Raw genomic sequence first — 24,756 nt, 5'->3', positions numbered from 1 at the left:
GGACTTACGGGGTGGTGGTCCACCAGACCGTCGTGTCGGCGGGCAGCTTCGCCTCGCCGGCCGTCTCGGTCACCTCACCGCTGGCGAGCAGCAGACGGCCGTACGCCTTCGTCGTCACCGACTCCCCGCTCGTGTTGGCCACGCACACGAACTCCCCACGCCGGAAGGCGAGTACGCCCTCGGGCGCCCGCAGCCACTCCACCGAGTCGCCTGCTCCCAGGTCGAGTTGGGCGCGGCGGGCGGCCAGCGCGGCCCGGTACAGCTCCAGCGTGGAGCCGGCCGCCCCGGTCTGCGCCTCGATGCTCAACTCGCCCCAGCCCTCCGGCTGCGGCAGCCAACTGCCCCCGCTTCCGAAGCCGTACGACGATCCCTCGCGCGTCCACGGGATCGGCACCCGGCACCCGTCCCGGAAGCCGTCCTGGCCCGCACCCCGGAAGTAGGCGGGGTCCTGGCGGACGGAGTCGGGGAGGTCCACGACGTCGGGCAGGCCGAGTTCCTCGCCCTGGTAGATGTACGCCGAGCCGGGCAGCGCCAGCATCAGCAGGGTCGCGGCGCGGGCCCGGCGCAGGCCCAGGTCCCGGTCGCCCGCCAGGCGGATCTGGGTGCCGAGGCCCGGTGCGTTGGCGAAGCGGGTGGCGTGCCGGGTGACGTCGTGGTTGGAGAGGACCCAGGTGGCGGGGGCGCCGACCGGGCGCATGGCCTCCAGGGTGCGGTCGATGACCGTACGGAGTTCCGCCGCGTCCCAATCCGTCGCCAGGTACTGGAAGTTGAAGGCCTGGTGGAGTTCGTCCGGGCGGACGTAGTTCGCGGTGCGCTCGACGGTCGGGGTCCACGCCTCCGCCACGAAGATGCGCCCGCCCGTCTCCCGCCCCCACCCTTCCGAGGAAGGCCCTTCGGGCCCCAACTTATTGCCCGCGTACTCGTCGAGGACCGTGCGCCACTGGCGGTACACGTCGTGCACGCCGTCCTGGTCGAAGAACGGCATGACATCGTTGCCCAGCAGCTTGAGCTGGTCGTGCGAGCCGAGGTCGGGCAGGCCCGCCGCCTTCACCAGGCCGTGGGCCACGTCGATGCGGAAACCGTCGACCCCGATGTCGAGCCAGAAGCGCAGGATCGAGCGGAACTCGTCGCCCACGGCCGGGTGTTCCCAGTTGAAGTCGGGCTGCTCGGGCGCGAAGAGGTGCAGGTACCACTCCCCCGCCGAGCCGTCCGGTTCGGTGATCCGCGTCCAGGCCGGGCCGCCGAAGATGGACTCCCAGTCGTTGGGCGGGAGTTCGCCGTGCTCGCCCTTGCCGGGGCGGAAGTGGTAGCGCTCGCGCAGCGGTGAGCCGGGGCCTTCCCGCAACGCCCGCTTGAACCACTCGTGTTGGTCCGAGGAGTGGTTGGGGACCAGGTCGACGATGATGCGCAGGCCGAGTCCGTGGGCGTCGCGGATCAGCGCGTCGGCGTCGAGCAGGTTGCCGAACATGGGGTCCACGGCCCGGTAGTCGGCGACGTCGTAGCCGGCGTCCGCCTGCGGGGAGGCGTAGAACGGGCTGAGCCAGACGGCGTCGATGCCGAGGTCGCGCAGGTACGGGAGCCTGGCGCGTACGCCTTCCAGGTCGCCCATGCCGTCGGCGTTGCTGTCGGCGAAGCTACGTGGATAGACCTGGTAGATGACGGCGTGCCGCCACCAGTCGTTGCGCTTGGCCTGGGTGGGGTTCTGCGGTGTGGGGGCGATGGCCGAGTCTTGCTGGGTCATGGCGTCCTTGGTGCGTAACTTGGTTCTGGTCAGGGGGAGTCGGTGACGAGGCGGCCGTGAGGTCAGCGGGGTCGGATGGACGTCACGGCCGCCTCGAGTTGTGGGTGCGGCTGGGTGGGGGCTGGTCGCGCCGTTCCCCGCGCCCCTTGCGGGGGCGCTGTTCGAACCGGCGTTTCTAGCCCTTGGTTCCGCCTGCCGTCAGGCCGGTCACCAGGTTCTTCTGTACCAGGTAGAAGAACGCTGCCACCGGTATCGCGATCAACACCGCCGTCGCGGCCATCAGGTTGCGTTGTGCGTCGTGTTCGCTGACGAAGGTCTGGAGGCCGACCGCGAACGTGTACTTCGTGTCGGACAGCATGAACGTGGACGCGAACGCGACCTCGCCGAAAGCCGTGAGGAAGCTGTAGAACGCGGCGACCGCCAGGCCCGGCTTGGCGAGCGGCAGGATCAGTCGCAGGAACGTGCCGAAGGGGTTCAGCCCGTCGACGCGTCCCGCCTCGTCGATCTCGAACGGGATCGTGTCGAAGTAGCCCTTCAGCAGCCATGCGCAGTAGGGCACCGCGGTCGAGCAGTAGACGAGGATGAGACCAAGGTAGCTGTCGATGAGCTGGAGGTCGGCCAGAATCTGGTACATCGGCACGATGAGTACCGCTATCGGGAACATCTGGGTGACCAGCAGCACCCACATGAACTTCCGGTAGCCGGGGAAGCGCATGCGCGAGACGGCGTAGCCGGTGCTGGCCGCGATCGTCACGCCGATGACCGTGGTGCCGAACGAGACGATCAGCGAACTCTTCAACCAGTCGAAGAACCCGGTGTGTTGGAGCACGAACGAGTAGTTGTCGAACGTCATCTTCCGCCAGATGCCGGCCGGGTGGAGATAGTCGTCCGAGTCCGGGCCCAGCGAGAGGAAGACCAGCCAGGCGATCGGGAAGAGCGCGATCAGGCTCGCGACGATCAGGAAGCCGTGCGAGGCGAGGGCGCCGGAGCGGCTCAACTCACCCCGGCGGCGCGTCCGTCGGGGCGTGGTGTCGGTCGTGCTGCTCATGGGGGCTCCTGTCTCAGATCGCGAGCTGTTGGTCATTGCGGTTCAGCCAGCGGCGGTAGAAGGAGGTGAAGACGATCAGGATGGCCAGCAGCAGGATGCCGTAGGCGGCCGACTGGGCGAATTCGCGCGGCTGTTGGCCGAAGCCGAGGTAGTACGACCAGGTGACGAGGATCGAGGCGTCGGGGGCCGTGTTGCCGAACAGCAGGAAGATCACGGCGAACTGGTTGAAGGTCCAGATGACGCCGAGGAGCACGACGGTGGAGCTGACCGACCTCAGGCCCGGGACGGTCACGTAGCGGAAGCGCTGCCAGGGGCTCGCGCCGTCCATCTCGGCGGCCTCGTAGAGCGAGGCGTCGATGGACTGCAGTCCGCCGAGCATCGAGACCATCATGAACGGCACACCGCACCAGGTGTTGACCATGATCGCGGCGGTCCGCTGCCAGAACGTGCTCTCCAGCCAGTCGGGTTGGGGCAGGTGCAGGGTGTGCAGCGCGGTGTTGATGATGCCGCCGTCGGCGAGCATGAACCGCCAGCCGAAGACGGTGACGAAGGTGGGGACGGCCCACGGCAGGATCAGGATCAGCCGGTACAGCGTGCGACCGCGCAGCTTCTGGTTGAGCAGCAGGGCGAGCGCCAGGCCGATCGTGTAGTGCAGGGCGACGCAGACCGCGGTCCACACGATCGTCCAGATGAAGTGCGACCAGAAGCGGTCGTAGGACGTCGGGCCGAACAGGATGTCCTGGTAGTTGTCGAGCCCGATGAACTTGTAGGTGGCGTCGATGTGGTTGACGCCGATCGTGCGCGCGGTGTTGAGGCTGTTGGCGTCGGTGAGCGTCAAGTACAGCCCGTACACCAGGGGGTAGAGCACGAGGACGCCGAGCACGACGACCACGGGGATGATCATCGCGTACGCGTACCAGTGCTTCTGGTAGCCGTTCTTGAGGCGCCTGCCGGGCCCGGGGCGGGGTGCGCGGTCACCGTGGCGCTTGCCGGTCGCGCGGTCGATGGCGACTGTCATGGTTCGTTCGACACCTTCTGGAAGTTCAGGAGTTGGTCCTGTCGGGCCTGTGCACAGGCCGATGGCCGTCGGATCCGTCCCCCGGGTTCCCACATGGGGGTCCCCCCGCTCGAGCGAAGCCGAGAGTGGGGGAGGATCCGACGGCCACTCGGGGCTACTTGCTGAAGTCCGGGACCAGCTTGGCGATCGCCAACTCGGCGTTGCTCAGGCCCTTGTCGAGGGACTCCTTGCCACCGGCGACCTTGGGCAGCTCGGTGTCCAGCGGACCCCACAGCGAGCTGTACTCGGCGAGCGCCGGGCGCGGCTGGGCGGCACCGAGGACGCCCTGGTAGCCGGCGATGCCCGGGTCGGCCTTGACGGCGGTGGTGTAGGCGTCGTCGCGGGTCGGCAGCGTCGAGTTCTTCAGCGCGATCGTCGACTGGGAGGCCGCGGAGGTCATGAAGTTGAGGAACTTCAGGGACGCCTTCTGGTGCGCGGCGTCCGAGCCGGCGTAGACCGAGAGGTTGTGACCGCCGGTCGGGGCACCGGACTTGCCGGTGGAGCCGGCCGGGATCTGCGCGATGCCGAGGTTGGACTTGTCCGTGAAGGCCGAGCCCTTGTAGAAGTTCGTGATCTCCCAGGGGCCCTGGATGATCGCGGCGACCTTGCCGGTGACGAACGCGTCCTGGATGTGGGCGTAGGCGTCGGCGGTGGTGTCGGCCTTGTGCAGGCCGGTGCCGGAGAAGAGGCTCAGCCAGGTGCCGTAGGCCTTCTTGGCGGCGGTGGAGTCCACGGTGATCTTCTTGGCGGAGGCGTCGACGGTGTCGGTGCCCTCGCCGTAGAGGAAGGTCTGCGCGTAGTAGGCCTGGGTGGAACCCCAGTAGCCGTCGACCTTGGACTTGGCCTTGATCTTCGCCGCGTCGGTCTTCAACTCGTCCCAGGTGGTGGGCGCCTGGGTGATCCCGGCCTGCGCGAAGAGCGCCTTGTTGTAGACGAGGGCGAGGGTGTCGGTGACCAGCGGCACGCCGTACGTCTTGCCGTCGTACTGGGCCTGCGTGATCAGGTTCGACTTGAACTTGGCCTGGTCCGCGAGGGCTTCGGTGCCGTCGAGCGGCAGGAAGTAGCCCTTCTTCGCGAAGGCGGGGGTCCAGCCGACCTCCGAACGCAGCACGTCCGGGGCGCCCTTGGAGCCGGCGGCGGTGTCGAACTTGTTCTGCGCCTGGTCGAAGGGCACGTTGACGTACTTGACCTTGACGTCCTTGTTGGCCGCCTCGAACTTGGCGACCAGGGCCTTGTACGTGGGCGCCTCATTGGTGGCGTTGGAGGTGTCCCACCAGGTGATGGTGACCGGCCCGTCCGACTTGCCGCTGTCACTGTCACTGCCGCCGCAGGCCGTCGCCGCGAGGGCGAGGGACGCCACCAGAGCGGTGGCCGCTATGCCACGCCGCATGAGTTCTCCTTGAGGGTGAAAGCCCGTGTGGTCGCAGGGGGCGGGCCCGTCCGCCGCCCCTGTGACCCGCCGACCGCTCCTTCGCCGCCGCCGGGCGTCGCCGAACGTAACAGCGATGTAAGCGTTGCGAAAGTCCTTGCTGCAAAAAACTGCAAGAAGGACCGAGAGTTACCCGCCCGTGACCTCTCCTCGACCCCCGCGAAACCCTTGACTGGTCAGGCCGAGCGGGCAAGGGGACACTTGTGCAAGACTCTGCAAGCTCTTGCCGCATGCCGTACGCCGACCTGAAGCCGGCCAGACCACAAGGGATCGCGATGACGCAGCAACCCGCAGCGCGCCGACGGCCGGTACAGTCCACTCCCGTGACCACACGGCTTGCCGACATCGCCGCCCAGGCGGGGGTGAGCGAAGCGACCGTCAGCCGCGTCCTCAACGGCAAGCCGGGCGTCGCCGCCACCACCCGTCAGTCCGTCCTCGCCGCGCTCGACGTGCTCGGCTACGAACGTCCGGTACGGCTGCGGCAGCGCAGCGAGGGCCTGGTGGGCCTGATAACACCGGAGTTGGAGAACCCGATATTCCCCGCCCTGGCGCAGGTCATCGGCCAGGCGCTGACCCGGCAGGGGTACACCCCGGTGCTCGCCACCCAGACCCCGGGCGGGTCCACGGAGGACGAGCTGACCGAGATGCTGGTCGACCGCGGGGTGGCCGGCATCATCTTCGTCTCCGGACTGCACGCGGACACCTCCGCCGACATGCAGCGCTACGAGCAACTCCGGGCGCAGGGCGTGCCGTTCGTACTCGTGGACGGCTTCTCGCCGAAGGTGCAGGCGCCGTTCATCTCCCCCGACGACCGCGCGGCGATGACCCTGGCCGTCACCCACCTCGTCTCGCTCGGCCACACCCGCATCGGTCTGGCGCTGGGGCCGAAGCGCTTCGTCCCCGTACAACGCAAGATCGAGGGCTTCGTCCGCGCGATGCAGGACCAACTGGCCCTGAGCGCCGACGATGTGGAGACCCGGCTCGTCCAGCACTCGCTGTACACGCTGGAGGGCGGGCAGGCCGCCGCCGCCGCGTTGATCGAGCGCGAGTGCACCGCGGTGGTGTGCGCGAGCGACATGATGGCGCTCGGCGCGATACGGGCGGCCCGGCAGCGGGGTCTGGAGGTCCCCCGGGACGTCTCGGTGGTCGGCTTCGACGACTCCCCCCTGATCGCCTTCACCGACCCGCCCCTCACGACGATCCGCAAGCCGGTGCCGGCGATGGGACAGGCCGCGGTGCGGACGTTGCTGGAGGAGATCGGCGGGACGCCCGCGCCGCACAGCGAGTTCGTGTTCATGCCGGAGCTGGTGGTGCGCGGTTCGACGGCTTCGGCGCCCGGGGACCGGAAGCGGCCCTGACGTACCCCGGCTCGCCCTGACTCATCCCCGAATCGTCCCCAAGGGGGAGGAAACGCGGACGGATCCCGTGCGCTGGTAGGAGGACGGGGACTCTTCTCGTCGTAGAACATGCGAGCCGGACCCGACCAAGGGATGATCGGTCGCGGAAGCCTTTTCTGGCAGACTTTGTGTCTATGGGTGAGACCACCGTGACGACATTGGAAGGCCGTGAAGAAGCCGTTCCGAGCCCCGTCGCGGACGCCGCGGGGCAGCGTTTTCTGCGCCGGTTGCGGACTCCGCGTCGGCCCCGGCTGTGGTTCGAGATCCTGCTGATCGCGGTGAGTTACTGGACGTACTCACAGATCCGCAACGCGGTGCCGGAGCAGAAGAGCGCGGCACTGCGCAACGCCGACTGGATCTGGCGCGTCGAGAACCATCTCGGCATCGCCGTCGAGCAGTCGGTCAACCACGCCGTGAACTCGGTGACTTGGCTGATCGTCGGCATGAACTACTACTACGCGACACTGCACTTCGTGGTGACGCTGGGTGTCCTGGTGTGGCTGTTCCGCAGTCATCCGGGCAGATACGCGGCGACGCGCACGGTCCTCTTCGCGACGACGGCCGTGGCCCTGGTCGGCTACTACTTCTTCCCGCTGGCCCCGCCGCGCCTGATGACCGGCGGCCACTTCGTCGACACGGTCATGGTCCACCAGACCTGGGGTTCGATGGCGTCGGGCGACCTGAAGCACGTGTCGAACCAGTACGCCGCGATGCCGTCCATGCACATCGGCTGGTCCCTGTGGTGCGGCCTGACGATCTTCGCCCTGGCGAAACTCCCCTGGGTCCGGATCCTGGGCCTCCTCTACCCGGCGGTGACCCTCATGGTCATCGTCTCCACGGCCAACCACTTCTGGCTCGACGCGGTCGGCGGCATGCTCTGCCTGACCTTCGGCTTCGCGGTCTCCCGCCTCTGGTACGGCGCGTTCCCGTACGCCCTGCCGCGTGCGGTGGCGGTACGGGAAGCGGGCGGGTCCCTGCTCCCCACCAAGGCCTGAGGGGCTAGTCGGCGGTCGCCGCGTCCCGCAGCGCCCGCAGGAACGCCCGCAGGGCCGGCTGGGGCGGTGCCGTCTCGCGGACGGCCACGTGGATGGTCCGCACCGGCTCCGGATCCCGTACGACCCGTACGACCACGTCCGGGTGACGGCTGCCGAGCCCCAGCCGGGGAATCAGGGTCACCCCGAGGCCGGCCGCGACGAACCCCTGAGCCGTCACGTAGTCCTCGCTCTGGACCGCGAACCTCGGCCGGAACCCCGCCGCCTCGCACGCGCCGAGCTGGGCGTCGAGGCAAGGTCCCGGCCACTCACTGCCGACCCACGACTCCCCCGCCAGCTCCCCCAGCTTCACACTCCGCCGCGCGGCCAGCGGGTGCCCCTTGGGCAGTACGGCGAGATACGGATCGTCGAGCAGCTTCACCAGCCGTACGCCCTCGATGCCCCCGGCTGCCCCGACCACCAGCGCGACATCCGCCCGCCCCTCCTTCACCTCGGGCAGTGGATCCTCGGGGTCGATCAGCTTCAAGTCGATCTGGACTCCGGGGTGTTCGGCGCGGAGCCGGGCCACGGCCGGGGCGACCAGGGCAGCACCGGCCGTGGCGAAGTAGCGGACCGCGAGCCGTCCCGTGCGGCCGGCCACCAGGTCCGCCAGCGCCGTCTCCGCCTCGGCGACCTGCCCCGCGATCGCGTCCGCGTACCCGGTGAGCAGCAGCCCGGCCGCCGTGGGCCGCACCCCGCGCCCGACCCGCTCCAGGAGCGCGGTGCCGGCCTCCTTCTCCAGCGCCCCGACCTGCTGGCTGACGGCGGACGGGGTGTACCCGAGCCGGGCCGCCGCCGCGGTCACCGACCCGCTGCCCACCACGGCCCGCAGGACCTGCATGCGTCGCACATCAAGCATGTAGCTGAGATTAACAGTGACTGTAGAATCTTTCGCTTGTCCTGAAAGGTCCGGCTGTCCGACCGTGGACCCATGCAGCCCGCCTCGACACTCCGCATGGCCGTGCTCGCCCTTCTGTGGGGTTCGGGCTTCCTCTGGATCAAACTCGCCCTGAACCACGGCCTCTCCCCCGCGCAGATCACGATCACCCGCTGCGCCCTGGGCACGCTGGTGCTGCTGGCCCTGGCCCGCGCGGCCGGCCAGCGCCTGCCGCGCGACCCTGCGACCTGGGGCCGACTCGCGGTGGCCGCCCTGTTCTGCAACGCCATCCCGTTCGCCCTGTTCAGCGTGGGCGAGCAGACCGTCGACTCCGGCGTCGCGGGCGTCCTGAACGCCACAACTCCCTTGTGGTCCCTGCTGATCGGCATCGCGCTCGGCACCGACCGCGGCCTCGGCCGAGCCCGCCTGACCGGACTCCTCCTGGGCTTCGCGGGCACGGTCCTGATCTTCGCCCCCTGGCACCGCTCGGGCCTGCTCAGTTGGGGCGCCCTGGCCCTCCTGGGCGCCGCCGCGAGCTATGCCGTGGCCTTCGCGTACATGGCCCGCAAACTCACCACCGGGCAGGCCCCGTTGGCCGTCTCGGCAGCCCAACTGATGGCAGCCACAGCCTGGACCACCCTCGCCCTACCGGCCTCCGGCCCGGTCCACCCCGACCTCACGGCCCTGCTGGCGGTCACCGCCCTGGGCATCCTCGGCACGGGCGTGACCTTCTACCTCAACTACCGCCTGATCAAGGACGAGGGCGCGACAAGCGCGGCAACGGTCGGATATCTGCTACCCGTTGTCTCGGTGTCGCTGGGCGCGGTGCTACTGGACGAGAGGGTGGGGCTGCGGGTGATGGCAGGCATGGCGGTAGTCCTGGTGAGCGTCGCCCTTACAAGGCGCCGCTCAGCGGAGTCTTTTAGGGGCGCGGGGCCGTCACATTTGCGGCTCCGCCGCGCGGGCACGCCCAGCCCCCACCGGCCGTCAGCCGAAAAGCAACCCACTCAGGCCCCGTAGAACAACACGTCCACCACACCCCGAGCCCGCCGAGTAGTCCGCCGATAGTCGTCGAGCATGTCCCCCACATGCCCCGGCCCGTACCCCAAGTACCGCCCCACGGCCGCCAGTTCCCGCGGCTCAGAGGGAAACGTGTCCCCCGCCCGCCCCCGCACCAGCATCACCGCGTTACGGACCCGAGTGGCCAGCACCCACGCCTCGTCCAGCGTCGCCGCGTCCTCGACAGAGATCAGCTCGGCAGCACAGGTCGCCGCAAGCCCCTCCCGCGTACGGGTGGTCCGCAACCCCGGCTCCGTCCAGCCGTGCCTCAGCTGCATCAACTGCACGGTCCACTCGACGTCGGAGAGCCCCCCACGCCCCAACTTGGTGTGCAAGGTCGGATCCGCCCCACGGGGCAAGCGCTCGGACTCCATACGGGCCTTGAGCCGCCGAATCTCCCGTACGGCATCATCCCCGAGCCCCTCGGCCGGATACCGCAGCGGATCGATCAGCTCGATGAACCGACGGCCCAACTCCGCGTCCCCGGCGACGGGTTCGGCCCGCAGCAGCGCCTGGGACTCCCAGACGAGGGACCACCGGCGGTAGTACGCCTCGTAGGAGTTCAACGACCGTACGAGCGGGCCCGACTTGCCCTCGGGACGCAGGTCCGCGTCGATCAGCAGGGGCGGGTCCGAGCTGGCGACCTGGAGCAGCCTGCGCATCTCGGAGACGACCCGGTTGGCCGCGTCGGAGGCCTCGCGCTCGGGTACGCCCTCGCGGGGTTCGTGCACGAACAGGACGTCCGCGTCGGAGCCGTAGCCCAGTTCGTGGCCGCCGAAGCGGCCCATGCCGATGACGGCGAAGCGGGTGGGGAGGGTGTCGCCCCAGCCCGCGCGGACCACCGCGCGCAGCGTGCCGGCGAGGGTCGCCGCCGTGAGGTCGGAGACGGCGCCGCCGACCCGGTCGACGAGGGCTCCCTGGTCGGCCGCGGCGGGCTGGGTCTCGGTGCCGTAGGAGCCGACGATGTCGAAGGCGGCCGTACGGAAGAGCTCTCGGCGGCGGACGCCGCGGGCGAAGGTGACGGCCTGGACGGCGTCGTCGGCGCGGCCGACCGCGGCCAGTATCTCCTGGTCCAGGTGGGCGCGTTCGCGGGGTTCGAGGCCGCTGCCGCCGTCGCCGTCGCCGAGCAGGGCGACCGCTTCGGGGGCGCGCATGAGGAGGTCGGGGGCGAGGCGGCCGGCGGACAGGACACGGGCGAGGTTCTCGGCGGCGGCGCCCTCGTCCCTCAACAGCCGTAGGTACCAGGGGGTCTTGCCGAGCGCGTCGGACACCTTGCGGAAGTTGAGGAGGCCCGCGTCCGGGTCGGCGGAGTCCGCGAACCAGCCCAACAGGACGGGCAGCAGGGTGCGTTGGATGGCGGCCTTGCGGGTGACGCCGGAGGCGAGGGCCTCGATGTGGCGGAGGGCCGCCGCCGGGTCGTTGTAGCCGAGCGCGACCAGGCGTTCGCGGGCCGCCTGGGGGCTCAACCTGGTCTCGCCGGATGGGGGTCCCCCCGCCCGAGTGAATTCGAGGGTGGGGGAGAGTTGGGCGACCGCGTCGAGCAGTGGACGGTAGAAGAGCTTCTCGTGCAGACGGCGTACGACGGTCGCGTGCCGCTTCCACTCGCGGTTCAACTCGGCCACGGGGTCGGTGCGCAGGCCCATCGAGCGGCCGAGGCGGCGCTGGTCGGCCTCCTCGACGGGGACCAGGTGGGTGCGGCGCAGGCGGTAGAGCTGGATGCGGTGTTCCATCGTGCGCAGGAAGCGGTAGGCGTCGTCGAGGCGGGCGGCGTCCTCGCGGCCGACGTAGCCGCCGGCGGCGAGGGCCTCAAGGGCGACGAGCGTGGTGCCGCTGCGCAGCGAGGTGTCGGCGCGGCCGTGCACCAACTGGAGGAGCTGGACGGCGAATTCGACGTCCCGCAGACCGCCGGGGGCGAGCTTGAGTTCGCGGTCGATCTCGGCGGCGGGGATGTTCTCGACGACCCGGCGGCGCATCTTCTGCACGTCGGTGACGAAGTTCTCGCGCTCGGCGGCCTTCCACACGAGGGGTTCGAGGGCGGCGACGTACTCCGCGCCGAGCGCGAGGTCGCCGGCCACCGGGCGGGCCTTGAGCAGGGCCTGGAACTCCCATGTCTTCGCCCAGCGTTGGTAGTAGGCGAGGTGGCTGGCGAGGGTGCGGACCAGGGGGCCGTTGCGGCCCTCGGGGCGGAGGTTGGCGTCGACGGGCCAGATGGAGCCCTCGACGGTGGTCTCGGAGCAGATCCGCATCATGTGCGCGGCGAGCTTGGTGGCGGCGCGCAGGGCCTTGCCCTCGTCGGCTCCGTCGACGGCCTCGCCGACGTAGATGACGTCGACGTCGGAGATGTAGTTCAGCTCGTGGCCGCCGCACTTGCCCATCGCGATCACCGCGAGCCGGCACAGCGCGGCGTCGTCGGGCGCGGCGGCGCTCGCGATGGCGAGGGCGGCGCGCAGGGTGGCGGTGGCGAGGTCGGCGAGTTCGGCGGCGGTCTGCGCCAGGTCGGTGGTGCCGCACACGTCACGGGCCGCGATGGACAGCAGACAGCGGCGGTAGGCGACGCGGAGAGCGACGGGGTCGGTGGCCTCCGCCAGCCCGCGCTCGAACTCCTCCACCCCGGGGTGGAGGTCGCGGGGCTCGTACATGACGAGGGCGTGCCAGTCGTGCGGGTGCCGCGCGAGGTGGTCCCCCAGGGCGGCGGAGGCACCGAGCACGCCGAGCAGCCGGTCCCGTAGGGGTTTCGCCGCGATCAGCGTGTCCGTCAGCTCGCGCCGGGCGGTCGGCTCGGGCTGCGCCTCCAGGAGTCGTACGAGACCCTGAAGGGCGAGGTCGGGGTCGGCGGTTGCGCCGAGGGCCTCCAGCAGGACCGGGTCGTTCCTTATCGGCGCCAGCTCCGCGCTCTCCAGGAGCCGCTCGGCGGCCGAGGGATCGGTGAAGCCGTGCCGCAGCAGTCGCGTGAAGGTGCTGCTCCTGCGCCCCGGCGCCGTCATCCTCGGCCTCCCTCGCATCAACGTCGTGCGGATCCAGTCATTCGGATCCAGTCGTTCGGATCTACGTCGTTCCGATCTAGGTCGTACCGTCCCGAGCCTAACCGCAGGTGCGGGCGGGGGCGCCGGGGCGTACGGCGATGAGTTCCGGCGGGGTACGGGGTCTCCAGTAGGGGACGACCGACGACTCAGGGAGAAGCCGATGACCGACAGGGAACCGCAGACCCGTCTCGACCCCCGCTACAGCGACCCGGCGGCCACCGCGACCGACTGGGCCGCGGCCGAGGCGCGGCTCACGGCGGCCGAGTTGTTCTGGATCTCGACGGTACGGCCGGACGGGCGGCCGCATGTGACGCCCCTGCCGGCGGTGTGGGCGGACGGCGCGCTGCATTTCTGCACCGGGCCCGAGGAGCGCAAGGCCCGCAACCTCGCCGACAACCCGCACGTCGTCCTGACGACCGGCACGAACACCTGGGACGAGGGGTACGACCTGGTCGTCGAGGGTGCGGCGGTGCGGGTCGTGGACGAGGACCGGCTGCGGGAGCTGGCCGCCGCGTGGGAGGCGAAGTACGGCAGTGTCTGGCACTTCGACGTGCGGGACGGGGCCTTTCAGCACGGTTCCGGGCACGCCTTTGTGTTCGCTGTGGCGCCGCGCACGGTTTTCGGCTTCGGTAAGGGAGAGCCGTTCAGCCAGACGCGGTGGCGGTTCGGGTGACGCGCCTGACAGACGTGCCCGACAGACGTGCCTGACAGACCTGCCTGACAAAGGAGTCAAGCCATGGACATGACCCTCGAAGTGATCCTTCTTCCCGTCTCCGATGTGGACCGGGCCAAGGCGTTCTACCAGGACAAGGTCGGTTTCCACGTCGATCTCGACGGTGAGGTGATGGAGGGCGTGCGGATCGTGCAGCTCACGCCGCCGGGTTCGGGCTGTTCGATCGCGCTGGTCGACGGCTTGCAGATCCCGACCGGAACCCCGCAGCCGGGGACGTACCACGGCATGCAGTTGTGCGTGACGGACGCGAAGGCGGCCTACGACGAGCTGACCGCGCGCGGGCTCGAGGTGAGCGAGCCGGTGCAGTTCGCGCCGCAGGACGGGGCGACGTTCATGTACTTCAAGGACCCGGACGGCAACGGCTGGGCGATCCAGGAGTACCGGAAGCGGGCCACCGAGCCGCTGCATCAGGTGCTGGCTCAACTGGCGGGACCGCAGCAGTAGTTCACCACTTCTTCATCCGCCGGGTTGGGAGCGGTGGGATGCGGGCATTTTGGCGTGTGCATGCTCGGTTCGCACCGTCACCCCCGTCCTCCCCCCACCCCCCACCCGGAGGTAGAAGTGTCCGGCAGCTCCGTGTACCGCCGCAGCCGCGCCGTCGCGGCGTCCGCGCTCGCCTTCTCGGCAGCCGCCGTCGGGGTCTGGACCGGCTTCGGCACCGTCTCGGCCGCGCACGCCGCGACCGTGGTGCCGACCCCGGACCACGTCGTCGTGGTGGTGATGGAGAACCACGCGTACAGCCAGGTCATCGGCTCCTCCAGCGCCCCCTACATCAACTCGCTGGCGAGCGGCGGGGCCGCCCTCACCCAGTCGTACGGGATCACCCACCCGAGCCAGCCGAACTACTTCGCCCTGTTCTCCGGCTCCACCCAGGGCATCACCGGCGACAGCTGCTACACGGCCGGCTTCTCCTCGGCAGCGAACCTCGCCTCCGAGGTGACGTCGGCGGGCGGCAGTTGGGCGAGCTACAACGAGACGCTGCCGAGCCAGGGTTCGACGACGTGCAGCAGCGGCACCTACGCGCGCAAGCACAACCCGTGGTTCGGTTTCTCCAACGTCGCGACGTCCACGGCGAAGACCTTCGCGCAGTTCCCGACGGACTACACGACCCTCCCCGACCTCTCCTTCGTCACCCCCAACCTGTGCAGCGACATGCACGACTGCTCGGTGGCGACGGGTGACACCTGGCTGAAGAACAACCTCGGCGCGTACGCCACTTGGGCCAAAACGCACAACAGCCTGCTCGTCGTCACCTTCGACGAGGACAACCTGCTCAGCGGCAACCGCATCCCGACGGTCTTCTACGGCCAGCCGGTGAAGGCCGGTTCGACGTCCTCGACCACGTACAACCACTACAACCTGCTGCGGACCCTGGAGGACTCCCAGGGCCTGACCACCCACGCGGGCAACGCGGCGTCGGCCGCCGACATCACCGGCATCTGGGCGTCCTGAGATGTACGTGGCGGACAGCCGCGCCAACGCCGACCCAAGTGCCGGGAGTACTACGGGTATTGCGGCCGACCCGAGTGCCAGGGGTGCGGGTACCGCGGGTACTCCGGCGCGGGTGTCCGCCGCCGTCGCCCCCACGGTCTTCGCCCTCGGCGCGGTCAGCCTGATCACCGATGTGTCGTCCGAGATGGTGACCGCGGTCCTCCCGCTGTACCTGGTGACGGGGCTCGGCCTCTCCCCGCTGGGCTTCGGTCTCCTGGACGGCATCTACAACGGCTTCTCGGCCCTCGTCCGCCTGACCGGCGGCCACCTCGCCGACCGGGGCGGCGGTCGCCACAAATGGGTGGCGGGCGTGGGCTACGCCGTCTCGGCGGCCTGCAAGCCTCTGCTCCTCCTGGCCCACACCCTCACCCCCATCGGTCTGATCCTCGCCGCCGACCGCACGGGCAAGGGCCTGCGCACGGCACCGCGCGACGCGCTGATCTCCCTCTCCTCCACCCCGGAGAACCGGGGTCGGGCCTTCGGGGTACACCGCGCGATGGACACGGCGGGCGCGCTGCTCGGTCCGCTGGTCGCGTTCCTGATCCTCCGGGCGACGGTGGACGGGTACGACGCGGTGTTCACGGTGAGTTTCTGCGTGGCGGTGGTCGGGGTCCTGGTGCTGGTGCTGTTCGTGCCGGGCGGCCGGGTGGCGCCGGGTGGCCGAGGGGCGCCGGGTGGCCAGGTGGCGCCGGGTGGCCGGGTGGCGCCGGGTGGCCGGGTGGCGCCGGGTGGCCGGGTGGCGCCGGGAAACCCGGGGGTGCCGGGAAGCCGGGTCGTGCCAGGCGACCAGGCATCGGCGCCGGTGACCACGAGCGGCCCGACCCCGGGCGAACGCCCCACCCTGGGCGCGGCGTTCGCGCTCCTCGCCCGCCGCGACCTGCGCCGTATCGCCGTCTGCGCCCTGCTCCTGGGCCTGGCGACGGTCAGCGACTCCTTCGTGTATCTCCTGCTGCAACGGCGACTCGGCGTCCCTGACCGCTGGTTTGCGCTGCTGCCGCTGGGCACGGCTGCGGCGTTCCTGCTGCTGGCCGTCCCCTTGGGCCGGCTCGCCGACCGCGTCGGCCGCTGGCAGGTGTTCCTCGGCGGCCACGCAACCCTCCTCACGGCGTACGCCCTCCTCCTCACCTCCTGGCACGGCACGGCCCTCCCCTATGCCGTCCTCCTCCTGCACGGCGCCTTCTACGCGGCGACCGACGGCGTGCTGATGGCGGCGGCCTCGGACAGCGTGCCGGAGCAACTGCGGTCGTCCGGGCTGGCGTTGGTGCAGACGGGCCAGGCGGCGGCGCGGTTCGTGTGCTCGCTGGGCTTCGGCGCGGCGTGGACGCTGTGGGGCGACCGTACGGCGCTGATGGCGTCGGCGGTGGCGCTGGCGGGCTGCGCGGCGTTCGCCCTGACACTCCGCCCAGGCCGACCCGTTCCGGAGCCCGTCTCATGACCCTGCGCAACCGCATCCTGGTCCTCCTCGCCGCCGTGGCCGCACTCGCCGTAGTGGCCACGGCCTCCGTCCTGCACGCGTCCGCGCGGGCCGAGCGGCGCAACGAGGCCCGGCCCGGTGGCCCGAAGATCACGGCGGGACGGATCACCCTGACCGACCCCGGCCGCATGGTGTTCCGCAACATGGCATGGGGCCCACACCGCGACGAACTCACGACGGTCCCGGCGTCGAACCCCGCCGGCCCCCGCATCGCCTCGGGCCTCAAGTGCCTGCGCTTCTACGCCGGTTCGGGCACCGGCGTCTGTCTCCAGGCGGTGCACGGCACGGTCACGGACACGTACCGCGCGCTGATCCTCGACGCCCACCTCAAGGAGACGGCGCGCTACGACGTCCCCGGCATCCCCTCCCGCGCCCGGGTCTCCCCCACGGGTCACTTCGCGGCCTGGACGGCGTTCGTCGGCGGCGACTCGTACGCGGGCACGAACTTCTCCACCCGAGCGGCGATCGTCGACGCCAGGACGGGCCGGCTGATCCCGTCCCTGGAGTCGTTCCGCGTCCTCAAGGACGGACACGTCTACCACGCGGCCGACGTCAACTTCTGGGGCGTGACCTTCGCGGCGGACGACCGCACGTTCTACGCGACGCTGGCGACGAAGGGCAGCACATATCTGGTGCGGGGCGACCTGCGCACCCGCACGGTCACCACCGTGCACGCCAACGTCGAGTGCCCGTCGCTGTCCCCCGACGGCACGAGAATCGCGTACAAGAAGCGCGTGAAGGGCCTCCCTAAGGACGCCCCGTGGCATCTGTACGTGCTCAACCTCCGCACGATGCGCGAGACTTCACTGGCAGAGCCCCGCAGCGTGGACGACCAGGCGGTCTGGCGCGACGACCACACGATCGTCTACGCCATGCCCGGGGACTACGGGGCGGATCTGTACAGCGTCCCCGCGGACGGCACGGGAAAGCCGCGGCGCATCAGCACCGCGGCCGTGTCTCCCGCGTACGTCAACTAGGCGGAGCGCTACAGCACCGGCAAGTTCTTCCGCAGCTCGAACGCCGTCACCTCGGAGCGGTACTCCTCCCACTCCTGCCGCTTGTTGCGCAGGAAGAAGTCGAAGACGTGCTCGCCCAGCGTCTCGGCGACCAGGTCGCTGCGTTCCATCAGGGTCAGCGCCTCGCCCAGGTTCTGGGGCAGCGGCTCGATGCCCATCGCGCGGCGCTCCGCGTCGGAGAGGGCCCAGACGTCGTCCTCGGCGCCCGGGGGGAGTTCGTAGCCCTCTTCGATGCCCTTCAGGCCCGAGGCGAGGAGGAGGGCGTAGGCCAGATACGGGTTCGCGCCCGAGTCCAGGGAGCGGACCTCGACCCGTGCCGAGCCCGTCTTGCCGGGCTTGTACATCGGGACGCGGACCAGGGCGCTGCGGTTGTTGTGGCCCCAGCAGATGTACGAGGGGGCCTCGCCGCCGGCGCCCGCGGTGCGCTCGGAGCCGCCCCAGATGCGCTTGTAGGAGTTGACCCACTGGTTGGTGATCGCGGAGATCTCCCCCGCGTGCTTCAGCAGGCCCGCGATGAAGGAGCGGCCGACCTTGGAGAGCTGGTACTCCGAGCCGGACTCGTAGAACGCGTTCCGGTCGCCCTCGAAGAGCGAGAGGTGGGTGTGCATGCCGGAACCGGGGTGCTCCGAGAACGGCTTCGGCATGAACGTCGCCTGTACGCCCTGCTCCAGCGCGACCTGCTTCATGACCAGGCGGAAGGTCATGATGTTGTCCGCCGTGGAGAGCGCGTCGGCGTAGCGGAGGTCGATCTCCTGCTGGCCGGGGGCGCCCTCGTGGTGGGAGAACTCGACCGAGATGCCCATCGACTCCAGCATGGTGATCGCCTGGCGGCGGAAGTCCATGCCCACGTTCTGCGGGGTGTGGTCGAAGTAGCCGGAGTTGTCGGCGGGGGTCGGGCGGGAGCCGTCGAGGGGGCGGTCCTTCAGGAGGAAGAACTCGATCTCCGGGTGGGTGTAGAAGGTGAAGCCCAGGTCGGAGGTCTTGGCGAGGGCTCGCTTCAGCACGTAGCGCGGGTCCGCGAAGGACGGGGAGCCGTCCGGCATGAGGATGTCGCAGAACATCCGGGCCGTGCCGGGGGCCTCCGCGCGCCACGGCAGGACCTGGAAGGTGGAGGGGTCCGGCTTGGCGATCATGTCGGACTCGTAGACCCGGGCGAAGCCCTCGATCGCGGAGCCGTCGAAGCCGATGCCCTCGTCGAAGGCCTGTTCCAGCTCGGCGGGGGCCACGGCGACGGACTTGAGGAAGCCCAGCACGTCCGTGAACCACAGCCGTACGAACCGGATGTCGCGCTCCTCCAGTGTCCGGAGCACGAACTCCTGCTGCTTGTCCATCTTCCGCTTCCCCATCCTTGCTGGTCAGGCCGCCTGTCCTCGTACCGCAGGAGGCGGTCGGGCACCTGAGCATCCCACCACAACACCATTTCGTGCGCGTTGCCGACCATGATCGGCAGGCCGACCTCGGGCTGAACGCCTCGCGTACGGCAGGTGTCCTGCGCTGTTGCCCGGCTTCTGACCATCTTGCCTGCTCGAACCGACATTCGTCATACCTGGTCGGGGGGTGAATCCGGCGGTCCCCCGTCTTTGCTGTGGGCGCCCTACGAGAACCCGTTCCTCCCCACTACGATCAGCAGGGCCCGACCTTCCTGTCCCTTCCCCCAAAAGGACACATACCTCATGGGTTCCGCCAAGAACACCGGTTCCGCGGCGCGCAAGGCACGCATCGAGGAGATGCGGCGCGCCGAGCAGTCCCGCGAGCGCCGCGGCCGGATCGTGAAGATCGCGGCGAGCGCGGTGGTCGTCGCCGGTCTCGTCGTCGGCGGTGTCGCCGTCGTGCACGCGCAGTCCGGCAAGGACGACAAGGGCAGCTCCGCGAGCGACTCCAAGAGCGGCGGTTCGGGCCACTTCGTCGCGGGCGCGGACGGTGTGAACACGTGGAAGGGGACGCTGGGCCGCACCCACGTCACCGGCACGGTGAACTACCCGATGCACCCGCCGGTGGGCGGCAACCACAACCCGGTCTGGCTGAACTGCAACGGCAACGTCTACGACAAGGCCGTCAAGGACGAGAACGCGGTGCACGCGCTGGAGCACGGCGCGGTCTGGGTGACGTACAACAAGAAGGCCTCGGCGGCCGACGTCAAGGCGCTCGCGACCAAGGTGAAGGCGACGCCGTACTCGCTGATGAGTCCGTACGACAGCCAGAAGGACCCGATCATGCTGTCGGCGTGGGGGCACCAGCGGACGGTGAAGAGCGCGAGCGACCCGGATGTGAACGCGTTCTTCGAGAAGTTCGTGCAGGGCAGCCAGACGCCCGAGCCGGGTGCCTCGTGCACCGGCGGGACGATGTGACGTGAGGGCGTACGTCGGGTGGGTCGCGGGTGCCGCGGCCGCCGTACTGGTCGCGGGCGGCGCGATCACCTACGCGGTCGCGGAGGACGGCAGCGGCGGCGGATCGAACAACTCCTCAGTCCCTGCGGCGAATTCGGCGGACGCCGGGTTCGCGCGGGACATGGCGGTCCATCATCAGCAGGCCGTCGAGATGGCGTACATCGTGCGGGACCGTACGAAGAACGTGGAAGTACGGCGCCTTGCATACGACATCGCGCAGACGCAGGCCAACCAACGGGGCATGCTGCTGGGCTGGTTGGACCTGTGGGGGCTGCCGAAGGTGTCCGCGGACCCGCCGATGACCTGGATGGGCATGGGTGACATGGCGTCCGGCAAGGACGGTTCGCTGATGCCCGGGATGGCGACCAACTCCGAGCTGACGAAGCTGAATTCACTGAGCGGAAAGCCCGCCGAGGTGTTCTTCCTGCAACTCATGACGGACCATCACAAGGGCGGCATCCACATGGCCGAGGGGTGTGTGGACAAGTGCCGGGTGGGGGTGGAGAAACGGCTGGCGCAGGGGATGGTCGACGCGCAGCGGTCGGAGATCCAGTTGATGGCCGACATGCTCAAGGAGCGTGGCGCAAAAGCGCGTTCGTAAAGCATCCCCGGTCGTTCGTTACACGCCCGTAAGGAAAAAAGCTCCCAAATCGCCCTGAGTGACGGTTCCTTGGGTTTCTCTTGACTTTTGCGTTCCCCTGGCATGAACGGTTCATCGAAAGAGTGGCCCCCACGTGTGATCCATCCACGGGCCTTCCCGCCGCGGGTTCCGTACGGATCGACGACGACCAACCACTCCATGCGTCGAACCGCATAGCAGGGGGTTTTATGAGATCCAATCGCGCCACCATGCGCGCCGGCGTGAGCATGGCAGCGACACTGCCCATGATCGCCGGTGCCCTGGCGCTCGGCATACCCGCGGCGCACGCCGCGGACAGCCCGGGCCGGGACACGCTCGCGGGCACCAAGCCCGCGTGGGCGACGGCCAAGGCGGACAAGGGAGCGACCTCCGACAGCTCCCAGGTCTCCGCCCGGGTCTACCTCGCCGGCCGGAACGCGTCCGGCCTCGCGGCGTACGCCAAGTCCGTCTCGGACCCGAGTTCGGCCCTGTACGGCAAGTACCTGAGCGCCGCTCAGGTACAGCAGCGCTTCGGCGCCACGACGGCCCAGGTGACCGCCGTCAAGTCCTGGCTGAAGTCCGCCGGGCTGAAGGTCACCGGCACCACGCAGCACTACGTCACGGTCTCCGGTGACGTGGCGGCGGTCGAGAAGGCGTTCAGCACCTCGCTGCACAACTACTCGAAGGGCACGAAGACCTACCGCGCCCCGTCGAAGACGGCCTCCGCGCCGGACAGCCTGGGCGGTGCCGTCCTGACCGTCACCGGTCTGGACAACGCCCCGCACAAGGCGAACCACGACGACGCGCTGCCGGGTCCGACCGCCGTGTTCAAGAACTCGGGGCCGTTCTCCTCGTACTACGGCTCCAACACCGCGAGCACGCTGCCGTCGGCGTACGGCAAGAAGATCCCGTACGCCGTCCAGGGTTACACCGGCAAGCAGTTGCGGGCGGCCTACGGCGCCGGCAAGTACACGGGCAAGGGCGTGCGCGTCGCCATCACCGACGCCTACGCCTCCCCGACGATCGCCTTCGACGCGGCCACCTACGCGAAGAACCACGGCGACCAGAAGTACTCCACCAGCCAGTTGAAGCAGGTGCTGCCCAGCACCTACACACAGACCGAGGCCTGTGACGCGTCCGGCTGGTACGGCGAGGAGACCCTCGACGTCGAGGCCGTGCACGCGGTGGCGCCGGACGCGAACATCACGTACGTGGGTGCCGCGTCCTGCTTCGACGACGATCTGCTCGATTCGCTCAGCAAGGTCGTCGACAACCACCTGGCCGACATCGTCTCCAACTCGTGGGGCGACATCGAGGCCAACCAGACCCCGGACCTCGCGGCCGCCTACGACCAGGTGTTCCAGCTGGGCGCGGTCGAGGGCATCGGCTTCTACTTCTCCTCCGGTGACAACGGCGACGAGGTCGCCAACACCGGTACGAAGCAGGTCGACACCCCGGCCAACTCGGCGTGGGTGACGGCGGTCGGCGGAACCTCGCTGGCGGTCGGCAAGGGCGACAAGTACCTGTGGGAGACCGGCTGGGGCACCGAGAAGGCCGCGCTGTCGGCCGACGGCAAGAGCTGGACCAGCTTCCCCGGCGCCTTCACCTCGGGCGCGGGCGGCGGCACCAGCAAGACGGTGGCCGAGCCCTTCTACCAGAAGGGTGTCGTCCCGAAGGCGCTCGCCACGGCCAACAGCGCCACCGGCAACCGCGTCGTCCCGGACATCTCGGCGATCGCCGACCCGAACACCGGTTTCAAGGTCGGCCAGACGCAGACCTTCCCCGACGGGTCGGAGCAGTACAGCGAGTACCGGATCGGCGGCACCTCGCTCGCCTCGCCGGTGATCGCGGCGGTCCAGGCCCTGGCCCAGGAGGCGCGCGGCGGCAAGGCGATCGGTTTCGCCAACCCGTCGATCTACGCCAAGTACGGCACGAAGGCCTACCACGACGTGACCGACAACCCGACGGGCTCCGGCCTGGCGGTGGCGCGCGTGGACTTCGCCAACGCCTTCGACGCCTCCGACGGCCTGCTGACCTCGGTCCGCAGCCTCGGCAAGGACAGCTCGCTGTCCGCGGTCAAGGGCTACGACGACGTGACCGGCGTGGGCACGCCCGCGGGCGGCTACGTCCAGTCGTTCGTCCCCTCGAAGGGTCACCACTGACCTCGTAGCGGCAACTAGCAGCCACCGTGGGGTGGCGTGGGGTGCACCACACCTCGCGCCACCCCATTGTGTCGCTCTGACGATTACGGGCGATTACAGTGGACCCGTGCCTCCACTGAACTTCTGGTCGATCTATCAGCACGGCTTCGCCCGCGTCGCCGCCTGCACGGGCCACACCGTGATCGCGGACCCGCACGCCAACGCCGAAGCGGTCCTGCGTCACGCCCGCCGCTGCGCCGAGGAGGGCGTCGCCGTCGCCGTCTTCGCGGAGCTGGGCCTGTGCGGCTACTCCATCGAGGACCTGCTGCTCCAGGACGTCCTCCTCGACCAGGTCGAAGAGGCGCTACGAGAGGTGGTCGCCGGGTCGGCCGAGCTGCTGCCGGTGCTGGTCGTCGGCGCCCCGCTGCGACACCGCAACCGGATCTACAACTGCGCGGTGCTGGTGCACCGGGGCCGCGTCCTGGGCGTCGTACCGAAGTCGTACCCCCCGAACTACCGCGAGTTCTACGAACGCCGGCAGATCGCCGACGGCGCGGACGAGCGCGGCGGTTCGATCCGCGTCGGCGGGGAGGAAGTCCCCTTCGGCGTGGACCTGTTGTTCGCGGCGCGGGACGTACCGTCCCTCGTGCTGCACGCGGAGATCTGCGAGGACATGTGGGTGCCGGTGCCGCCGAGCGCCGAGGCCGCGCTGGCGGGGGCGACGGTCCTCGTCAACCTCTCCGGCAGCCCGATCACGGTCGGCCGCGCCGAGGACCGCAAACTGCTGTGCCGCTCGGCGTCCGCGCGCTGCCTCGCCGCGTACGTCTACGCGGCGGCCGGCCTCGGCGAGTCGACGACGGACCTGTCCTGGGACGGCCAGGCGATGGTCTACGAGAACGGTGTGCTGTTGGCGGAGACGGAACGCTTCCCGCTGGGCGACGAGTACGCGGTGGCCGACGTCGACCTCGACCTGCTGCGGCAGGAACGGCAGCGGATGGGCACGTTCGACGACAACCGCCGCACGCACCGGGCGAGGACCGCGGACTTCCGGACGGTGTCCTTCGAACTCGCCCCGCCGCTCGCCGACTTGGGACTCCGCCGCCGTCTGGAGCGCTTCCCGTTCGTGCCGGCCGACGCGGAGCGGCTCGCGCAGGACTGCTACGAGGCGTACAACATCCAGGTCGAGGGCCTTCAGCAGCGGCTCGCGGCGATCGGCGGCCCGAAGGTCGTCATCGGGGTCTCCGGCGGCCTCGACTCCACGCACGCGCTGATCGTCGCCGCGCGCGCGATGGACCGCGCGGGGCGTCCGCGCAGCGACATCCTGGCCTGGACGCTGCCCGGTTTCGCGACCAGCGACCACACGAAGGACAACGCGCACGCGCTGATGCGGGCGATCGGTGTCACGGCCGCCGAGTTGGACATCACGCCGACCGCCCGCCTGATGCTGAAGGAGATGGACCACCCCTTCGCCTCCGGCGAGCCCGTCTACGACATCACCTTCGAGAACGTCCAGGCCGGCCTGCGCACCGACTACCTGTTCCGCCTCGCCAACCAGCGCAACGGCATCGTGCTCGGCACGGGTGACCTGTCGGAGCTGGCGCTGGGCTGGTCCACGTACGGCGTCGGCGACCAGATGAGCCACTACAACGTCAACTCCGGCGTACCGAAGACCCTGATCCAGCATCTGATCAGGTGGGTGGTGAGCAGCGACCAGTTCGACGAGGAGACCGGCAAGATCCTCACCGCGATCCTCGACACGGAGATCAGCCCGGAACTGGTACCGGGCGAGGAGATGCAGTCCACGGAGTCGAAGATCGGCCCCTACGCCCTCCACGACTTCACCCTCTTCCACGTCCTGCGCTACGGCTTCCGCCCGTCGAAGATCGCGTTCCTGGCGTGGCACGCGTGGCACGAGGCGGGGGCGGGCGCCTGGCCTCCCGGCTTCCCCGAGGAGAAGCGGGTGGCGTACGACCTGCCGGAGATCCGGCGGTGGCTGGAGGTGTTCTGCCGGCGCTTCTTCGGCTTCGCGCAGTTCAAGCGGTCGGCGATGCCGAATGGGCCGAAGGTTTCGGCGGGGGGGTCGTTGTCGCCTCGGGGGGACTGGCGGGCGCCGTCCGATGGGTCGGCTACGGCTTGGTTGCGGGATCTGGAGCGGTTCGACTGATTCGGTGCGGGTCGGTGGGGGTCCGGGGACGCGGCCCTGGACCCCCACCGGCCCGAAGAGCCTCGTCCT

The 24,756-nt window shown here is 69.8% G+C and carries 19 protein-coding genes; 12 read left to right on the top strand and 7 right to left on the bottom strand.

Going from position 1 to position 24,756, the window contains the following annotated elements; all coding sequences use genetic code 11:
• Window positions 1–4: 4 nt before the first annotated feature.
• The 4 genes from ACIRRY_RS09680 to ACIRRY_RS09665 form a co-directional block, all read right to left on the bottom strand.
• Complete coding sequence (locus ACIRRY_RS09680) at window positions 5–1,741, bottom strand: glycoside hydrolase family 13 protein (RefSeq protein WP_403969926.1); 1,737 nt, start codon at window positions 1,739–1,741, stop codon at window positions 5–7.
• A gap of 175 nt (window positions 1,742–1,916) precedes the next feature.
• Window positions 1,917–2,789: a sugar ABC transporter permease gene (locus ACIRRY_RS09675; RefSeq protein WP_403969923.1), complete on the bottom strand. Its 873-nt coding sequence runs from the start codon at window positions 2,787–2,789 to the stop codon at window positions 1,917–1,919.
• A gap of 13 nt (window positions 2,790–2,802) precedes the next feature.
• The gene (locus ACIRRY_RS09670) at window positions 2,803–3,807 is read right to left on the bottom strand and encodes a carbohydrate ABC transporter permease (RefSeq protein ID WP_403969920.1); all 1,005 of its coding nucleotides are present in this window, start codon (window positions 3,805–3,807) and stop codon (window positions 2,803–2,805) included.
• 154 nt (window positions 3,808–3,961) lie between these two features.
• Window positions 3,962–5,236, bottom strand: coding sequence for an extracellular solute-binding protein (locus ACIRRY_RS09665; RefSeq protein ID WP_403969917.1), 1,275 nt, complete (start codon window positions 5,234–5,236; stop codon window positions 3,962–3,964).
• Between the two features lie 362 nt (window positions 5,237–5,598).
• Here ACIRRY_RS09665 and ACIRRY_RS09660 point away from each other — a divergent pair, with 362 nt between their 5' ends.
• Together ACIRRY_RS09660 and ACIRRY_RS09655 are read left to right on the top strand one after the other, a co-directional pair.
• On the top strand, window positions 5,599–6,633 hold the full coding sequence (locus tag ACIRRY_RS09660) for a LacI family DNA-binding transcriptional regulator (protein ID WP_403969914.1): 1,035 nt from the start codon (window positions 5,599–5,601) through the stop codon (window positions 6,631–6,633).
• Window positions 6,634–6,806: 173 nt separating this feature from the next.
• Window positions 6,807–7,667, top strand: a complete 861-nt coding sequence (locus ACIRRY_RS09655) for a phosphatase PAP2 family protein (protein ID WP_403969911.1) — start codon at window positions 6,807–6,809, stop codon at window positions 7,665–7,667.
• A gap of 4 nt (window positions 7,668–7,671) precedes the next feature.
• Here ACIRRY_RS09655 and ACIRRY_RS09650 read toward each other — a convergent pair whose 3' ends face one another.
• Window positions 7,672–8,562 carry a LysR family transcriptional regulator gene (locus ACIRRY_RS09650; protein ID WP_403969908.1) on the bottom strand — a complete coding sequence of 297 codons (891 nt, stop codon included), beginning with the start codon at window positions 8,560–8,562 and terminating at the stop codon, window positions 7,672–7,674.
• Between the two features lie 72 nt (window positions 8,563–8,634).
• On the opposite strand from ACIRRY_RS09650, the gene ACIRRY_RS09645 reads away from it, so the two are divergent.
• Entirely contained in the window at window positions 8,635–9,600 is a 966-nt protein-coding gene (locus ACIRRY_RS09645) for a DMT family transporter (RefSeq protein WP_403969905.1), read from the top strand.
• Here ACIRRY_RS09645 and ACIRRY_RS09640 read toward each other — a convergent pair.
• Window positions 9,588–12,623 (bottom strand): bifunctional [glutamine synthetase] adenylyltransferase/[glutamine synthetase]-adenylyl-L-tyrosine phosphorylase, encoded by a 3,036-nt coding sequence (locus ACIRRY_RS09640; RefSeq protein ID WP_403969902.1) that lies wholly within the window; start codon window positions 12,621–12,623, stop codon window positions 9,588–9,590. The two genes, ACIRRY_RS09645 and ACIRRY_RS09640, sit on opposite strands and share 13 nt — an antisense overlap.
• Window positions 12,624–12,822: 199 nt before the next feature.
• Here ACIRRY_RS09640 and ACIRRY_RS09635 point away from each other — a divergent pair, with 199 nt between their 5' ends.
• From ACIRRY_RS09635 to ACIRRY_RS09615, 5 genes are all read left to right on the top strand, one after another.
• Window positions 12,823–13,335 (top strand): pyridoxamine 5'-phosphate oxidase family protein, encoded by a 513-nt coding sequence (locus ACIRRY_RS09635; RefSeq protein ID WP_403969899.1) that lies wholly within the window; start codon window positions 12,823–12,825, stop codon window positions 13,333–13,335.
• A 63-nt stretch (window positions 13,336–13,398) separates the two neighbouring features.
• Window positions 13,399–13,839, top strand: coding sequence for a VOC family protein (locus tag ACIRRY_RS09630; protein ID WP_403969896.1), 441 nt, complete (start codon window positions 13,399–13,401; stop codon window positions 13,837–13,839).
• A gap of 117 nt (window positions 13,840–13,956) precedes the next feature.
• Window positions 13,957–14,847: an alkaline phosphatase family protein gene (locus ACIRRY_RS09625; protein ID WP_403969893.1), complete on the top strand. Its 891-nt coding sequence runs from the start codon at window positions 13,957–13,959 to the stop codon at window positions 14,845–14,847.
• A 1-nt stretch (window position 14,848) separates the two neighbouring features.
• On the top strand, window positions 14,849–16,321 hold the full coding sequence (locus ACIRRY_RS09620) for an MFS transporter (RefSeq protein WP_403969890.1): 1,473 nt from the start codon (window positions 14,849–14,851) through the stop codon (window positions 16,319–16,321).
• Window positions 16,318–17,337 (top strand): TolB family protein, encoded by a 1,020-nt coding sequence (locus tag ACIRRY_RS09615; protein WP_403969887.1) that lies wholly within the window; start codon window positions 16,318–16,320, stop codon window positions 17,335–17,337. The genes ACIRRY_RS09620 and ACIRRY_RS09615 overlap by 4 nt, the downstream gene beginning before the upstream one ends.
• A gap of 8 nt (window positions 17,338–17,345) precedes the next feature.
• Here the strand turns inward: ACIRRY_RS09615 and glnA are convergent, their stop codons facing one another.
• Entirely contained in the window at window positions 17,346–18,707 is a 1,362-nt protein-coding gene (gene glnA, locus ACIRRY_RS09610; protein ID WP_019064820.1) for a type I glutamate--ammonia ligase, read from the bottom strand.
• A gap of 342 nt (window positions 18,708–19,049) precedes the next feature.
• Between glnA and ACIRRY_RS09605 the strand changes: the two genes are divergently transcribed.
• From ACIRRY_RS09605 to ACIRRY_RS09590, 4 genes are all read left to right on the top strand, one after another.
• Window positions 19,050–19,724 carry a DUF3105 domain-containing protein gene (locus ACIRRY_RS09605; protein ID WP_403969884.1) on the top strand — a complete coding sequence of 225 codons (675 nt, stop codon included), beginning with the start codon at window positions 19,050–19,052 and terminating at the stop codon, window positions 19,722–19,724.
• A 1-nt stretch (window position 19,725) separates the two neighbouring features.
• Window positions 19,726–20,364 (top strand): DUF305 domain-containing protein, encoded by a 639-nt coding sequence (locus ACIRRY_RS09600; RefSeq protein WP_403969881.1) that lies wholly within the window; start codon window positions 19,726–19,728, stop codon window positions 20,362–20,364.
• A 227-nt stretch (window positions 20,365–20,591) separates the two neighbouring features.
• Window positions 20,592–22,544, top strand: coding sequence for a protease pro-enzyme activation domain-containing protein (locus ACIRRY_RS09595; RefSeq protein ID WP_403969878.1), 1,953 nt, complete (start codon window positions 20,592–20,594; stop codon window positions 22,542–22,544).
• A 106-nt stretch (window positions 22,545–22,650) separates the two neighbouring features.
• Window positions 22,651–24,687, top strand: coding sequence for an NAD(+) synthase (locus tag ACIRRY_RS09590; protein ID WP_403969875.1), 2,037 nt, complete (start codon window positions 22,651–22,653; stop codon window positions 24,685–24,687).
• Window positions 24,688–24,756: the final 69 nt, after the last annotated feature.

It is taken from the genome of Streptomyces sp. NPDC101776 (assembly GCF_044766845.1).
Classification (GTDB): domain Bacteria; phylum Actinomycetota; class Actinomycetes; order Streptomycetales; family Streptomycetaceae; genus Streptomyces.
Note: the sequence above shows the minus strand (reverse complement) of the source record. Positions and strands in the feature narration are given on the sequence as shown.